The sequence below is a fragment of the Pseudomonas sp. B21-021 genome, from assembly GCF_024749205.1.
In the GTDB taxonomy this organism is placed as follows: Bacteria; Pseudomonadota; Gammaproteobacteria; order Pseudomonadales; family Pseudomonadaceae; genus Aquipseudomonas; species Aquipseudomonas paraglycinae.
In genome coordinates this window covers 3,368,244-3,384,016 of record NZ_CP087192.1, presented here as the reverse complement: position 1 = coordinate 3,384,016, position 15,773 = coordinate 3,368,244, and the positions used below count along the sequence as shown (strand labels likewise).

Sequence of the window (15,773 nt, the reverse complement as noted above, 5' to 3'; positions counted from 1 at the left end):
GAGGGACTGAACTCAGCGGGAGGTGAAAACCGATTTGAATTCCTGTGGCCAGTGCGGGTGCATGACGCTGTAACCCACGGCATAACTCAGCACGCCGACCACGATGCTGCCGATCAAGTGCAGATAGCCCTGTAGTCCCAGCTGCGGTAGCACGACCAGCACGGTTGCCGCCATGACCAGTGAAGCGATAACGCTGCGGTAACTGGCTTCGAAAAAGCCGCGCCAGCTGTAACCGACCGCCGTGTTGAGGCCACGGATCTGCAGCGGCGTGATGACCAGCATTCGCGCAAACAGAGCGCCGGCTGCGGCCATGCCGCCGTACAGATTGCCGAGGGTGTAGACCAGCGCCAGGGCCAGCGCGGTGGTCAGCACTTCGGCCTTGATTGTGAGGTGGCTGCGGTTGACCGCCACCAGTGCGGTGGTGGCGTACATGGCGCTGTTGCCGATGGCTGCCGTGCAGGCCAGCACTTGCAGCAGAGGAATGGCTTCGGCCCATTTGGCGCCGAAGATCAGCAGGATCAGATCGTTTGCCGTGAGTGCGATGCCGATGAACAGCGGCGTCAGCAGAAAACCGCTGACAGCGGTTGAATCGCCAATGATCCCGATCAATCGTTTGGGCTCTGCGCTGCGCCGGGAGAACGCCGGCAGCGCATAGCTCAGCAAACCGTTGTAGATGGCGGTGCGTGGCAGTTCGATGATGCGCATCGCCATGTTGAACATGCCGACGGCGTTCGCGCCGGCGGTGATGCCCAGAACCACGTTGACCCCGCGTTGCAAGGTTTGCGAGCTCAGCGCGTTGATGGCCACCGGTGCGCCTGACCTCAACAACTCGCGCAGGATCGGACCGTCGATGTGAAACGGGATGCGCCGCGGGTCTGCACACATCAACACAATGATCGACACCAGCTCCATGATCAGCGCCTGGGCAATGACCGCCCACGCACCCAGTCCCCAAAGCGCAACGGCAATGCCGCCGACGCCACCCGCCACCTTGCCCAGCAGCGTGCGCGACGCCAGCATCCTGAAGTTGCTGCTGCGGCGCATCTGCGCCACATAGACCCGCGCCATCATGGTGAACAGGATCTTCAGCGAGGCGACCGCCGTCATCCATTGCAGCACCGGATCCGGGGTGTACAGCATGACGGCGCCCGAAATAACGCCGATGCTTACCAGACTGACGAGCACCGCCGCCCAGTAGGCTGTGCTGATGTGTTTGTCTTCCAGCCGCTCAAGTCGTACCAGCGGGTCTTCTAGCACCGACGAATACACCAGACCGATCAATTCGACGATGGCAATGATCACCGTGCCCACCCCCAGCTCGGCTGGCGACAGCAGCCTGGCGTAAGCGACAAAGGTAATCATCGACAGCAGGATCAGGCCGAATTTCTCGGTGAAGATCCAGGTCAATGTCATCAGGCGGTGGTTGGCCATGGCGGATACCGGTTCAATGAGCCGTGGTTGACGCCGTTGTATTGCGCAAGGTTCTGGCGCGGGCATAGAGGTAGCGCAAGGTCGGTTTGCCATTGGCGAAGATCAGCGTTTGCCATGAGCAATCGAGCATTCGCCGGTACACGCCGAGGACCTGGTCATGCTCGCCACGTCGGGAAAACGCTTCGAGAAAATCGGTGTGGTTGCCCAGCTCGAAATTGATCCGCTGCTGGCGGGTCAGTTGCGTGCCGTAGCGGGCGAGGTACACCTCGATGAAGCGGATTTTGTTCTGGTAGTACTTTTTCGGATTCGCGGTCATGTTGCCGCCATTGACCGTGCGCTCCAGCAGCACCTCCGGCACCGTGTGGATCTCCCAGTGCTCGGCGATCCGGGTCCACATGAAGCGGTCTTCGGAATAACGCAGGCTGGCATCGAAGCCGCCGAGTTGCATGATCACGTCACGTTTGACCAGCGCGGTCGAGACGCCATTGACGACGTTGGCGTGGATGAAATCGTAGAAATGCCTGCCGTGCTTGAGCCGGTCGTCCAATTGGCGCCTGCCGTCGCTGTAATTGACTTGCGCGTAGCAGTCGATCAGCCCCACCGGCCGGCCCTGGCGGGTGAGTTCGTCATACAGTGCCAGCTGCAATTCCAGCTTGCGCGGGTGCCATTGGTCATCGGCATCGAGCATCGCCACAAACGTCTCTGCGGAGTGCCGCATTCCGTGATTGCGGGCGCTGGCCTGGCCTTCGTTGGCTTGCTGCAACAGCGTCAGGCGAAACGGCGCGACGAAGTCTCTGACCCGTTGGGGTCCGTCATCGGTAGAGCCATCGTCGATGACGATCACGTGATCGGGCAGTCGGGTTTGCCGGGCCAGGGACGTCAGTGTCTGCTCGATGCTGTCGGCGCCGTTGTACATCGGAATGATGACGCACACTGAATCTGCTGAACGGGGAGCTTGGTTTGGCACGGTGATTCTCCTTGGGTTACGCGCTGGCGGAATCGCGCGGTAGTGCGCTGCCCGACGAACGCTGACGCAGCGCTGCCGGTGAGGATTCGGGATAGGTCGCGTGGTGGTGCCGGAAGGTCAGGGCCAGCGTGCAGAACACCAGAAACTCGGCGGAGCGGTAGTTGGGAATCACGTAGGCCACATAGTTGGTGATGGCGAACAGGCCGATGATGACCAGCGCACTGGCGCGAAACCGGGCTGCCTGATTCGCCGTCACGGCGCGGTATTGCTTGAACAGTGCTTCACCCAACATCAGCGCCAGCGCCGTCAACTGGATGAGGCCGCCGTTGAGCAGGGTTTCCATGTAGCCGCTGTGGGCGTTGCCGATGTAACCCCAGCGGGTGATGAACGCATCGGCATCAGGGCTGGACCAGAAGGCGCCGAAGCCGTAGCCCTTGAGAAACTGGCTGTCGATGAAAGGCGCGAGCAGTTCCCAGATCAACGTGCGATCGGTCAGTGACGGGTCGCGACCGGCCATTTCCAGCAGTACCGCAAAGTTGCTGTACAGAAACAGGCAAACCAGCAGGTAAAGGACGGTGCATCCCAGGAACAGCAGCTGTGAGCGATTGATGCCCAGGCGGATCATCGTGAGGAAGTACCAGTAGCTGATCGTGCCGGAAATGATCAGCGCCACGCCGGTGGCTGACTGGGCAAGCAGGATCGCGACCAGCGAAAAGAATGAACAGAAGAGTGCCCAGCGATTACGCTGCCGGATCATCGGCAGCAACAGCACGATGGCGATCGCGTTGAGCCGGGCGCCGGCATTCTTTTCGGCGAAAACGCCTTTGAATGCGCCATCGCGAATGCCCCCGGAGAGGAACGCCACTTCAGGCATGACCACGGCGAGCAACAACCCGATCAATGCCGCTATGCCGATGGCGCAACCGAGCATGAAGGTGATTTTTTCAAGGGAGTAGTTATAGGCAAGAAAACCGGCAAAAAACACCACGCCGAGCAGGGCGATGAACCGCTTGAGACTGAGCATCGGGTCGTGGGACCAGCCGATCGACGCAATGACGCAGAGCAGGAACACCAGCAGGAAGAAGTTGCTGCGATAAAAGGTCTTGCTGAGGAATACCTTGTTGCGGATAAAAAAGAACAGCGGCACCAGCAGGGTGATGAGGCCGCAGACCTGATTGGCGACGTTGCCTTCGAGGTCCTTATTGATATCGCCAAAGCTCGCGGCACTGCCCAGACCGAGCACAAAAGTGATCACCTGTATGTAAAACAGGATGCCGAACACGGTGAAGGCGTCGCGTAACGTCGAATACCTGATCGTCAGTGTGCTCATGATGACGGGCTCCCGATCAACGCTCTGAGGTAGGTCTGCACCGCACTGGCGCTCATGAATCGTGCGGCCGCATCGAGGCGTGATTGACGCTGCAGATCGCGCGGTATGGACAGTTGCTCGGCGATGGCCTGCGCCAGGGCGATCGGATCATCGACAGCGACAAGCGGCGCCACCAGACCGCCGACGAGGATGTCTTGCGGACCATGAGGGCAGCGGGTCGCCACCACCGGTGTGCCGGTGGATAACGCCTCGACCAGCGCGTTGGGACTGCCCTCGAAACGCGACGACAGTACGAAACAATCGGCTGCGGCCACTTCTGCCAGGGGATCATCGGCATAGCCCGGCAGATCGAAGCGCTCCGCCACCCCCAGCTGTTTCGCCTGTTCCAGCAGTGCGGCCCTGAGGGCACCTTCGCCAAAAATGATCAGGCGGGCACGAGGGTCCGGCAATGCCGCGAACGCTGTGATCAGCGTGTCGAAACCTTTTTGCGGCGCCAGACGCCCCACGGCGACAATCACCGTGCCGGACTTTTCCAGCAGCCAGCGGTGGCGGGGCAGTCCCGGCGTCTTCTCGCGAAAGTCGTTGTCGAGCACCGGATTGTCGGCAATGGTCACGTCCTGCCGCCGGGCGAGGGTGGTATCGACCAGATCCTGGGCGACACCGCGCGATACACAGATCACCGGGTTGGGGATCAGCCGATACAGCAGCGGTGCCACCCGATAAGCCATCCGCACCATGAAGTCGGGGTTCACGTGCCGGTCATGGGAAAAGGCATTGCGCTCGCTGACGTGCAGCCGGGCCAGCGTGCCGGACAGGGCCGCCGCGACGATCGCCACCACGTTGACGTGGGTGAGAGCCGCCAGTTGGGCGTCAAAGCGATTGGCACGCAGAAATCGCGTGAGTGCGGGCACCGCACGGACGCTGCGCGGGCTGTGCAATTCAACCTTTTTCACCCGCGGGTCGAGATGGGCTGCGTGAATGCCGCCGCCGGTGAGCATCAGCAATGTCACGTCATTGCCCGCATCCACCAGTGCCTTGGCCAGGCGCGCCATCATTTTTTCAGCGCCGCCGGCGCTGAGGTCATGGAGGATGATCAGTAACTTTTTCATTGATTCCAGACCTGGTAATACGCCTGCGCCGCGTACTGACTGGTGTACGGGCGCAGGGTGGCAGTGAGCGTCTTGTCGCTGCAGGAAATGTCATTGCGCAGGGTCAGGTGTCGCAGCATGCCGTCGGCCAGCGCCTGTACATCGTTGACGATAACCAGCTGGCCAAGCCGGCCGTGGTCCAGCAACTCTCTCGGCCCGGTCTCGCAATCGCACGCCAGCACCGGCGTGCCCAGCGCCAACGCCTCGATCAGCACGGTCGGCATGCCTTCTTGCAGGGAGCTCAAAATGAACAGCCGGGCGTGTCTGAGCACGGGATAGGGATTGCTGAGGAAGCCGCTGAAGTGCACCTGTTGCGCGATACCCAATTGATTGGCCTGAGTGACCAGTGCTTCGCGCAACGGGCCATCACCGACGATCACCAGATCCGGCAGCGCTCCGCTGCGTAGCGCCAACGCATAAGCGTCCAGCAGCAGGTGAAACCCTTTGGGCTCGACCAGACGCCCCAGGCCCAACCAGTAGTTGCGGGGGAAACCGGCGGGTTGCGGTGCCTGGGCGGCCTCGAACAGTTGATCGGTGACGACGGCATTGGGGCAATAACGGATGCGCTGCCGCCCCCAAGGCACAGCATCGGCGAGGGTCTGGCGCAGGGCCGAGGAAACCGTCACCACCTTGCCGCTGCCACACAGGTACAAGGTGTAGAGCAGGCGCAGGCTTGAGGGGCCGGTTTTCTGTTCGCTGCAATCGAGTGTCGCGTGGCGGCTGTAGATGACCTTGCAGGCACTGCCCAGGGTGGCGAACCACGTGCAGAGGTTCGCCTGTTCCTTGGCGGAAATGAGGTGGGTGACGCCTTCACGCTGTATGAGCCGGCGCAGCAATACGATGGACTTGAACAGGCCGGCGATGCCGCTGCCACCACCGCTGAAGCATTGAATGTCCCGGGTGTCGGGCATGTCTGCGTTCATGACGAAAAAACTCACACGCCGGCCGTCCTTGAGAAACTGCTCGGACAACCGTTGCTGAACGCGCTCGACGCCACCGCCGGGCTTGAAATCCTTGAGGATAAACAGGATGTGCATGGTCATTCCCCAACGCTGATGGCGACTTTGTGTCGAACGATCATGTTCAGCAGGTGCAGGAAGTTGGTGGGGTAATCGATGAGGTAGCGCTTGATCGTGTGGGGCTCGCGGTACATGCGATAGAACGCGCGCAGGTGCAGTCGATTGATCAGTGCCGGGTAGTACTGCCGCGTCGCCAGGGCTTCTTGCCGGATGAACCCGCCACAGGTGAAGGCGACCCCGCGAAAGCCTGCGCGCAGGGCATCCTGTTCGAACTGCTCTTGCAGTCCGGCGCCCAGGCCGACGATCAGAATGTCCGCTGCACTGCGGCAGATGTCAGCCCGAATGCCTTCGGCCTGGGCGGCGTCGAAATAGCCGTTGTGATAGCCGGCGATGCTCAGTTGCGGATAAAGGGTTTTGATCTTGCTGATGAACAGGTCGAGTTCAGCTTGTCGGGCGCCGACGAAATAGACGCGTTTGCCCTGTTGCTCGGCGCTGCGCAGCACGACGTCGGCTATCGAGGTGAAGTCGAAGCTGACCCGGCCAATCGGTCTGCCGGTGACGCGAGACATGAAGGTCGACATCAGCATGCCGTCGCAGAAATAGGCAACGCTGCTCGGGGTCTGCTCGAAAAAGCTGCCGATCGAGGCAAAGTTGATGAAGGAATAGGCCTGGTTGGCCTCCAGTAATTTCGCCGAGTAATGCCCGACTATTTCCAGTTTGAACATGGCGCGGCTCCTCTCAGAGAACTGAAGGGGTCTGCCGACCCACGGAGACGTAGGTGAAACCGCGTTTGCTCAACCGCTGCGGATCGAACAGATTGCGTCCGTCGAAAATCAACGGCTGTTTGAGCAACTGGCTGAGCCGGTCGAAGTCCGGCGCCCGGAACGATTGCCACTCGGTGACGATGATCAGGGCGTCGGCATTTTTCAGCGCCGCTTCCTTGGTGCCTGTCAGGGTCAGGTCATCGCGCGAGCCGTATAAGCGCTGGGCCTCTTCCATGGCTTTGGGATCGAACGCCTGCACGCTGGCGCCGGCTTGCCACAACGCCTCCATCAGTACGCGGCTGGGGGCCTCGCGCATGTCGTCGGTGTTGGGTTTGAAACTCAACCCCCACAGGGCAAACGTCTTGCCGCGCAGGTGACCGTCGAAGTGATCGAACACTTTGCGGAACAGGCTGGCCTTCTGCTCCTGATTGCGCGACTCCACGGCCTTGAGCACCCGGGCGTCGATGTCTACACCGTTGGCCGCCTGTATCAGTGCCTTCACGTCTTTGGGAAAACACGAGCCGCCGTAGCCGAGACCGGGGTAGATAAACTGGTAACCGATGCGTGGGTCGGCACCGATGCCGTGGCGCACCTTTTCGATGTCGGCGCCGAGCTTTTCAGCGAGGCAGGCCATTTCGTTCATGAAGCTGATCTTGGTCGCCAGCATGCAATTGGCGGCGTACTTGGTCAGTTCAGCGCTGCGAACGTCCATGACGATGATTTTTTCGCGGCTGCGATTGAACGGCTCATACAGTTCGCGCATGACCTCTTCGGCACGCGGGCTGTCGGTCCCGATGATGATCCGGTCCGGGCGCATGCAGTCTTCTACCGCGCAGCCTTCCTTGAGAAATTCCGGGTTTGAAACCACGTCGAACGTCAGGTCACTGCGACCGTTGTCGGCCAGTACCTGCCCGATACACGCTCGCACCCGGTCACCCGTACCGACCGGCACGGTGGATTTGTCGACGATGATCTGATGCCGATCCATGTTCAGCGCGATGGTCTGCGCCACGCTCAGCACGTATTTGAGATCCGCCGAACCGTCTTCGTCGGGCGGCGTGCCGACGGCGATCAACAGCACATCACCATGGTGAACGGCGTCCACCAGGTCTGTGCCGAACCGCAGCCGGCCGCTTTGATAATTGTCGCGTACCAGACTCTTGAGGCCGGGCTCGTAGATCGGCAGCGTGCCTTCTTTCAGCGCCTCGACCCTGCCCGCGTCGACGTCGACGCAGAGCACGTTGTGCCCGACCTCGGCCAATGCAGCACCCTGGACAAGGCCTACGTAACCAATACCGAATACGCTCACATTCATGGTCGAACCTCAGGTCGTCGTGACGGTTATCAACGGTCGGGCAGGGAAGCGGCAGACGCGGGAAACGGCTCAATAGATGTTTTTCGAGAACAGCGTGAAGGGGGTCTTGATAAGGATTTTGATGTCGAGCCACAGCGACCACTGGTTGATGTAGTTGAGGTCCTGGGCAACGCGCAGCTGCATTTTTTCCACGGTCTCGGTTTCGCCACGGTGGCCGGTGATCTGGGCCAGGCCGGTGATCCCCGGCTTGAGGCGATGCCGTGCCATGTAGGCGCGCACCTTGCCGGTGTAATAAATGTTGTGGGTGACGGCATGCGGGCGCGGGCCGACCAGGGCCATCCGGCCGGACAGGACGTTGAACAGCTGTGGCAATTCGTCGATGGAACTGCGGCGCAGAAAGCCCCCGATCGGCGTGAGGCGGTCATCGTTGCGGGTGGCCTGGCGAACCTCGTGGTCGTCGTGAACGTGCATCGAGCGAAACTTCCAGACCTTGATCACTTCGCCGTTGCAACCATGACGGTTTTGCTTGAACAGCACCGGGCCTGCGGAGGTCAGCTTGACGGCAACGGCCACCACCAGCAGCACGGGGCTGAGCAGAAAAATGGCCAAGGCGGCGAGGCTGCGTTCAAACAGATCCTTGCAAAACAGGCTGGCAGGGTGCGAGCTGAGCAGGCTCTCGTTGAGGTAGATGGCCGGCATCCGCTCGATTTCCGAGATCGAATGGTTGAGCAACACCATGCTGCCGAAATCCGGAATCCACACCACGTCGACATTCATGTCCAACAGGTCGATGTAGAGCGCTTCGATCGTTGCGGCATGGGCCATCGGCAGCACGATATAGACGCGACGCACTTCCAGGCTCGTGATGATCTCGCGGATGGCGGAAACGTGGCCTAGCAACGGCAGAATGCTGGGTGCGGGGCCACTGCTGTCGGCAGCGGCGATGAAGCCCAGCACCAGCGCGCGGTTCGGCAGTGACAGTTTTTTCGCCAGTTCATGGGCCGTCGGGCAGGTACCGATGATCACCGAGCGGCGTCCGTTGCAGACCCTGCGCGAATACAGGCGGGCCAGGTAATGCAGGGGCAGAAAGCTCAAGGCCTGAACCACGAAACCCAGCACCGCCCAGACCATGATCACCTGACGTGAATAAATGGCGCTGGTCTGGGTGAAGAACGCAATCGCCGCCAGTACCGCCAGCAGGATCAACCAGCCGGCCAACAACCTGCCAAGCCCGACCAGCAAGCCATGGCGCTTGTGGTAGACCTGCATCACGCTGTAGATCGGCACCGAGCCGAGCACGGTCAGAATGATCAGGATGCGGTATTCGCTGGTCAGACTGCCGACGCGCCACTGCACGAGCAGCATCAAAAGCGCTGTCACCAGCGACAGTGCGCACAGCCAATGGCCCCAGAACGTCAGGCCTCGGCGGTGTGTCATGTGAGCGGTATAGAGCGAAGTCATAGGCTTAACCTCAAGACAGCATTCATGCATCAGCGCGAATCGAGCAGACACGACGTGTCTCCCGATGGCTTTTCCGTAGCTCGGCGGAGGTGAAGCGAGTGGTGCGTTGGCAGAAGAGGGCGTAGCGGCGGGCGTATGCGCCCGATGGTTACCTGGGCGCGAAATCGTAGTTATAGAACGCCCGGGAGTGGTGGTAGCCGTACTTGCGCGCCTTGCGCAGGTCGACCTGGTTGAGCACCGTGCCAAAGACCGGCACATGGCTTTGTTGCAACATGGCAATCCCTCGCTGAACCTGGCTGATCGAGGTGCTGTCAGCCTTGACGACATAGATCACCGCATCGGAATGTCTGGCCAGCAACAGCGCGTCACTGATCATCTCCGCAGGGGGTGAGTCGATAATGATGTGGCGATAACGTGATCTGAGCGCCTCGAGCATGCGCGCCATGCGCGGCGAGCTGAGCAAATCCTGTGGCGGTGGCTGAACCGGGTTGAGCGGATCGCCAGGGGACGGCAGGCGCGGCGCAACGAACATATCCAGCGACGGCGGCAAGACCTTCCCGGCCGGCAGCATGTCCAGATTGCCCACTGAAACAATGCAGTCTTCAAGCCTGGCCGTGCCGGCAATGACATTCGCCAGTCCGGGGCTGTCCGGCGGAAAATCAAAGTTCAGCGACAGGGTTGGCTGACGCATGTCGGCATCGATCAGCAGCACGCGTTCCAGCGGTGTCAGCGAACTGGCCAGATTGGTGGCGATGGTGCTTTTACCCTCACCGGCAACCGTCGAGGTCACGAGTACCACCTGTGAGGGCTTTTCGCTGCTTTGCAGCATCAGCCAGGTACGCAGGTTGCGAATGGTTTCGGAAAAGCGCGGGTTGTCGTTGTCCTCGAAGAGCCGCGCCAGTTGCCGGCGACTTTTTTTCACCACCAACGGCACGACGCTGAGCAGTGGAACATTCAACACGCTCTCGACCGTCTCATCGGTTTTGAAGGTATTGCTCAGACTTTCGAAGAGCAGTGCCAGCCCGACGCCGATGACCGCAGCGACCAGCCCGACGATTGCGACAATCAATGTCTTGCGGGGTTTGCTTGCGTCGACCGGAACGATGGCCGGGTCGACGATGCGCACTTTCGTCGAGTCCATGTCGGCGGTGGCCGTGGTTTCTTTCAGGCGGGTGACGAAGGTTTCATACAGCGCGCGTGTGCTGTCGACCTCACGCTGGAACTCGCGCAACTGGAATTCTTTGCGCGCGATGTCCTGGATTTGCGCCTTGTTGCTATTGAAGGATTGACGCAGCGACGCTTCACTCGCCGTGGCGAGCTGGTATTGCCGCTCGATACCGGCCACCACTTGCTGGACCTGCAATTGCAGGCTGGTGGTGGCGGTGCGCAACTCGGTTTGTGCGGAAATCAGGCTCGGGTGCTTCGGACCGTAGCGTCCCGCCAGTTCATCGACCTTGGCTTGAGCCACAGCGCGATCGGCCTGGAATTTCTGCACCAGGGGATTGCTCAAGACCGCTGGTACGCTGGAGAGTCGGCTCAGATCGCCGTTGCCCAGCGCCTTCGCCTGCCGATACTCACTTTCGGCTTCAGCGCGGTTGCGACGGGCGTCGACCATGCGGTTACCGGTCATTTCCAGTTCGTTGGCGCTGATGGTGGCGACGCCTCCAACATCCACCAGACCTTGTTCTTCGCGGTAACCCTGCAGTTTTTTCTCGGCCGCACGCAGGTTATCGCGCAGCTTGATCAGGCGAGTGTTCATCCACGCCGTGGTGGTTTGCGATGATTTCTCGCTGGTATCGAGCTGGCTGTCGGTAAAGCCCTGAGCCAGTGCGTTGGCCGCCGCCGCTGCGAGAACAGGGTCTGGCAACTCGACTTCGATTTCGAGCAACTGGCTTTTGCCAACGAACTTGACGCTGGTGTGCAGCATGAGGTTCTGCGTGACCTGATTGAAGACCTCTGCTTCAGTGAGCTCCTCTTTCTTCGGCGGTAAAAATCGACCCAATCCCGGGATCCATTGATCAAGGTCCAGATTGGCCAGCCATTGGCGCGGAGCAAACCAGGGCTTTGGCTGCTGGCGCGGGTCGGTGACCGGGTGGGTCGTCAGGCCGAGTTTTTTCACCGCGCGTTCGGCAAGGTCCCGCGATTGCAAGAGCGCCTGCTGGGTCTGCAAGTAATCAGTGGCGTTACCGCCTGAGTCCTTGACTTGCTGGAAGGACATCAGAGGAGGTGTCTTGTCGTTGAACAGCAGGGTGGTGCTGCCAATGTATTGCGGCGTGATGCTGGAGACCACAGCGGCCGCCAATGCGCAGCTCAGCAGAACCAGCCACCCGATGCTCCATTTGGCGCGCCAGATGACCCTCCACAGATTGAGCAGATCCAGGGTGTCCTTGTCTTCGCCGTGCTGCGGATGCAGATGCGCTTGAAGAGGACGTTCGACGTAGTTGCTAGGGCTGTTGTCCATGATCAGAAAAAGCCTTGTGCAATGGAAATGGTATCGCCGGGGGCAATCGTGGTGCTTCGCGTAACGTTATCGGTCACGGTCGCGCCACCATCGCCGCGCAAGATGGTTACTCGTTTCATCGAGGCGCGCTCGGTCAGGCCGCCGCCCAGCGCGATGGCTTTCTCCAGTGTCAGTCCGGGCACGAACGGGTAGCTGCCGGGCTTTTTCACTTCGCCATTGATGTAGAACGAGCGGTATTCGATCTGGCTGAGACTGACTTTCGGGTCGATCAGATAACCCTGCTTGAGCCCGTCGACGATGATTTTCTCGACCTGGCCGGGAGTCAGTCCCTTGGCGGAAATCTCGCCCAGGAACGGATAGGAAAAGGTGCCGGCGTCACTGAGCCGGATCTTTTTCATGCTTAATTCCGGCTCACCGAAAACGATGATTCGTAACACGTCGCCGGCAGCCAGTTTGTATTGCGTGTCGGGATCTGCCGCGTAGGTATGAGGTATGAGAAACAACGCGAACAAAATAAAAACCAAGCGAGCGTTCATGTCGAAACCCTCTTAAAGGCTGACGTTGAAGCTGATCTGGAACACGTTGCGGGTGAAGCTTTCATCGTCGGCATCGGAATCGTTGTCGCGATATCGATAACCCAGTTCGATATCCAGCCAACGGCGCATGGCGTACACCACGGCCAGGTTGTAGTCCTGAAGATTGTCGGTACGGCTTTGGCCTTCGTAGACATAGCGGCCGTAACCGGCCTGTGCCACGGTAGTAATCCGTTCAGTCCAGCCGTGACGCCAGCCGACCTGGGTGAAGGTCGACTTCACGGCATCAGCGCCGTCGTCACCCTCGGCAAGGGCCTGGCGAGCGACGAAGGTGAATGTCGAATAGGTTCGCGGTTTCCATTGCAAGTCCACTTGCCAGGTCGGGTTGTCGAGGTCTTTGGATTCGCTGTTGTCGAAGTTCTTTTTCTCATAACCGACGCGGACCTTGCCCGTCGTGCGTGCCGTGAAATCCCATACAGCACCGGCCATGACGGCGTCGGATTTACTGCTGCGCGGGCTGTTGGCCTGCTGGTAATCAAAGTCGGTGTGGTTATATTCCACCAGACCCCGGGTGTTGCTGCCGATGCGGTGATACCAGGTGCTGGTGAGGGCCGTGGTATTGCGTTCCTTGTCGTCGTTGATGCCATCGGCGTTGTCGTAGCGCAGTTGGGCGTAACTGGCCCCGAGATCGATTTGATTGTCAGCGCTTTTCGCCCCGAAGGTGTAGAGCCCCCCCACGCGTTTGTTGTTGAGCTTGTCGTTGACGCCTTCGACCGCCGTCGATTCCGTGCGCTCCCATTTCCGGTACTCGGCATCAAGCTTCAGGCGATGCCGGTCGGTGAACTCCATGATGCTGTCCGCTCGCACGCGTTGTGCCGTGTTCGAGGCATCCGACTCATCGTGATAAATGTAGCGAGTAGGTTGCCAGATGAGCCGGGTGGCGCTGTTGCGATCCTCGGCCTTGAGCTCGAAAGAGGGCGCCAACTTGGTGACCATGGAGGACTGCTTGCTGTTTTCCAACTCGCGAAAGTTGTCGTCATAACTTTCTGAAAACAGGAAGGATGGCGTGAAGTCGAATCCGTAAACATCAATGGCTTGCGGATTGATGCTCCAGGCCATTTCCGGATAGAGGCAGGCCATCATCAGTGCGACAGGGCATCGTGACTTTAAAGCCATGTTAGAGCTCCTGAGCAAAGGCATGTAAGGCAAAGTCGTTAGTTATAGGTGTGAAAACCGGCTTGTTGACGTTCAATCACGCTGAGTGGCAAACAGACAGGCTGCTCACGGTTAAGAAACTGCAGAAGGATCATGACGCGGTCGGTACCGTGCAACCCCAGGAACACGCCTTCCAGTGGCGCGAGCGGACCGCTGACGATCTGCAGGTTTTCTCCGGGTTTCAGCGCTTCGTCCGGCTCCGACAACGTTGATTCAAGGCAACGTGCACGCAGATGCTCGATGACGTGCTCCGCCACTGTCGCGGGACCATGATTGAATTCGACAAAGCGACTGACCCCTCGAGTGGAACGCAAGGGTGCCCAGTTGTCGTCACGACTGAGTTGGATGAACAAGTACCCGGGGAAGAGGGATTCCTGGACTCGCTGTCGTTTCCCGCGAATGACGCGCTCACTGACGAGTTGGGGGTGAAAGACCACGTAGTTCTGTTGAAGCAGGTTGAGGTGGGCACGCTCATCCTGACGTGGCTTGCATTGTAAAAGGTACCAATTAGGTTGGTCCGAGCTGATGACTGGCATGCTTGTAAACTCTTTGATGATCGAAAGTTTATGGCAGGCAGAAGCTCTAACGAAGGCTAAGTAATGGCAGGCTGTGAAAGTGCATTTCTTATTGTTGGGGGGAGTGAAGTGTTTCAATCATGAATCACAAGTGTTTCATTGGTGTACATCGCGCGGTGAAGTTGTGCCCTGTTATGCGGCGTCTTCGGGTCATTGTCGGCTTAACTTTTTAGAAGACAAAGCTACCGCACGGTCTGTTCGTCGCAGCCTTAAGGTTAGGTAACTAAGTAGTTGCCCCTGAAGCGACAGGGCGCGAGTAAGTGATTGCTCGCGCCCTGTAAAAAATCAACCTTGGTAGTTATCGGCCAGACTTTGCGGTCTGTCAAACGTTACCAGTCAAAAAACACGCCATCCATCCAGTAATGAATTTGCCAGTATTCAAGCTGTTGTTTTTAAATGGTATTTCCTTTTGTCTGAATGGTAGAAACTTTTTTTGCTTACCACGGTCGAGGCTGTGATTTAGATCAGAAACTATCCCCAATATTGGGTGTTGTTATAAAGGCTGGACTCAATAAGTCGACCGAGGCTATAACTAATCGCCTGTCGGCTTAAATGGAGCAGGGATTATGACCGTTCTTGTTACAGGTGCTGCGGGCTTCATCGGGTATCACACGGTCAAACGACTGAGCCTCCAAGGACAGGAAGTTGTCGGTATCGACAACCTCAATGATTACTACAGCGTGGATCTCAAACGGGCGCGACTTGAACAGTTGAGTGGTCTGCGGGGTTTCAACTTTGAAACACTGGATATTGTCGACAAGCCTGCCTTGATGGCGTTGTTCAAAACGCATGATTTCACCGAGGTTGTGCATCTGGCTGCTCAGGCAGGTGTTCGCTATTCACTCGACAACCCGGATGCCTATGCGCAATCGAACCTGGTGGGGTTTCTCAATGTGCTGGAAGCCTGCCGACACCATCCGCCCGCGCATCTGATCTACGCCTCCAGCAGTTCGGTATACGGAGCCAACAGCAAATTGCCATACAGCGTCGACGATGCGGTCGAGCATCCTGTGTCCCTGTATGCCGCCACCAAGCGTGCCAATGAACTGCTTGCCGACAGCTACTGCCATCTTTACGGTTTGAAGGCCAGCGGCCTGCGTTTTTTCACCGTTTACGGGCCTTGGGGCAGGCCGGATATGGCGCTGTTCAAGTTTACCGAGGCCATTCTTCAAGGGCGGCCGATCGATATCTACAACCAGGGTCAGATGGCGCGGGACTTCACTTACGTCGATGACATTGTCGAAAGCATCGTCCGGCTGTGCCCAAAGCCTCCAGAACCGGACAAGGAGGCGCAGGGCGTCAACCGGATTTTCAACCTGGGGCGCGGCAAACCGGTAGCGTTACTGGATTTCGTCGACTGCCTCGAGCAGGCATTGGGCATCAAGGCCCAACGCAACTTGTTACCGATGCAGGCCGGCGATGTCATCAAGACCTGGGCTGATGTTTCAGCACTGGCGCAATGGATCGGGTTTTCTCCCCAGGTGGAAGTTGAAGAGGGCGTGGCGCAGTTTGTGAGTTGGTATCGCCAGTATTATCGGATTTGAGCACCGGCTC

The 15,773-nt window shown here is 59.1% G+C and carries 13 protein-coding genes; 1 reads left to right on the top strand and 12 read right to left on the bottom strand.

All coding sequences use genetic code 11. From position 1 onward, the window contains the following. Window positions 1-12: 12 nt before the first annotated feature. The 12 genes from LOY31_RS15020 to rfaH all read right to left on the bottom strand — a co-directional run bounded on the left by LOY31_RS15020 (window position 13) and on the right by rfaH (window position 14,180). Window positions 13-1,431 carry an oligosaccharide flippase family protein gene (locus tag LOY31_RS15020; RefSeq protein ID WP_258711758.1) on the bottom strand — a complete coding sequence of 473 codons (1,419 nt, stop codon included), beginning with the start codon at window positions 1,429-1,431 and terminating at the stop codon, window positions 13-15. A gap of 13 nt (window positions 1,432-1,444) precedes the next feature. Beyond that, a complete protein-coding gene (locus LOY31_RS15015; protein ID WP_258711757.1) occupies window positions 1,445-2,398 on the bottom strand; it encodes a glycosyltransferase family A protein in 954 nt (317 codons plus the stop codon). A 16-nt stretch (window positions 2,399-2,414) separates the two neighbouring features. Then, the gene (locus LOY31_RS15010) at window positions 2,415-3,728 is read right to left on the bottom strand and encodes an O-antigen ligase (RefSeq protein ID WP_258711756.1); all 1,314 of its coding nucleotides are present in this window, start codon (window positions 3,726-3,728) and stop codon (window positions 2,415-2,417) included. After that, on the bottom strand, window positions 3,725-4,837 hold the full coding sequence (locus LOY31_RS15005) for a glycosyltransferase (RefSeq protein WP_221534942.1): 1,113 nt from the start codon (window positions 4,835-4,837) through the stop codon (window positions 3,725-3,727). Before LOY31_RS15005 ends, LOY31_RS15010 begins: the two co-directional genes overlap by 4 nt. Continuing rightward, on the bottom strand, window positions 4,834-5,913 hold the full coding sequence (locus LOY31_RS15000; protein ID WP_221534943.1) for a glycosyltransferase: 1,080 nt from the start codon (window positions 5,911-5,913) through the stop codon (window positions 4,834-4,836). Before LOY31_RS15000 ends, LOY31_RS15005 begins: the two co-directional genes overlap by 4 nt. A gap of 2 nt (window positions 5,914-5,915) precedes the next feature. After that, on the bottom strand, window positions 5,916-6,620 hold the full coding sequence (locus tag LOY31_RS14995; protein ID WP_258711755.1) for a WecB/TagA/CpsF family glycosyltransferase: 705 nt from the start codon (window positions 6,618-6,620) through the stop codon (window positions 5,916-5,918). A 13-nt stretch (window positions 6,621-6,633) separates the two neighbouring features. After that, a complete protein-coding gene (locus LOY31_RS14990) occupies window positions 6,634-7,974 on the bottom strand; it encodes a UDP-glucose/GDP-mannose dehydrogenase family protein (RefSeq protein ID WP_085603536.1) in 1,341 nt (446 codons plus the stop codon). 69 nt (window positions 7,975-8,043) lie between these two features. Beyond that, on the bottom strand, window positions 8,044-9,435 hold the full coding sequence (locus LOY31_RS14985) for an undecaprenyl-phosphate glucose phosphotransferase (protein WP_258711754.1): 1,392 nt from the start codon (window positions 9,433-9,435) through the stop codon (window positions 8,044-8,046). A 148-nt stretch (window positions 9,436-9,583) separates the two neighbouring features. After that, window positions 9,584-11,896, bottom strand: coding sequence for a GNVR domain-containing protein (locus LOY31_RS14980; RefSeq protein ID WP_258711753.1), 2,313 nt, complete (start codon window positions 11,894-11,896; stop codon window positions 9,584-9,586). 2 nt (window positions 11,897-11,898) lie between these two features. Then, window positions 11,899-12,432 carry a polysaccharide biosynthesis/export family protein gene (locus tag LOY31_RS14975; RefSeq protein WP_221534946.1) on the bottom strand — a complete coding sequence of 178 codons (534 nt, stop codon included), beginning with the start codon at window positions 12,430-12,432 and terminating at the stop codon, window positions 11,899-11,901. Window positions 12,433-12,444: 12 nt separating this feature from the next. After that, window positions 12,445-13,605, bottom strand: coding sequence for an outer membrane beta-barrel protein (locus LOY31_RS14970; RefSeq protein ID WP_258711752.1), 1,161 nt, complete (start codon window positions 13,603-13,605; stop codon window positions 12,445-12,447). 38 nt (window positions 13,606-13,643) lie between these two features. Then, window positions 13,644-14,180: a transcription/translation regulatory transformer protein RfaH gene (gene rfaH, locus LOY31_RS14965; protein ID WP_007951327.1), complete on the bottom strand. Its 537-nt coding sequence runs from the start codon at window positions 14,178-14,180 to the stop codon at window positions 13,644-13,646. Window positions 14,181-14,785: 605 nt separating this feature from the next. Between rfaH and LOY31_RS14960 the strand changes: the two genes are divergently transcribed. Further along, entirely contained in the window at window positions 14,786-15,763 is a 978-nt protein-coding gene (locus tag LOY31_RS14960) for an NAD-dependent epimerase (protein ID WP_258711751.1), read from the top strand. Window positions 15,764-15,773: the final 10 nt, after the last annotated feature.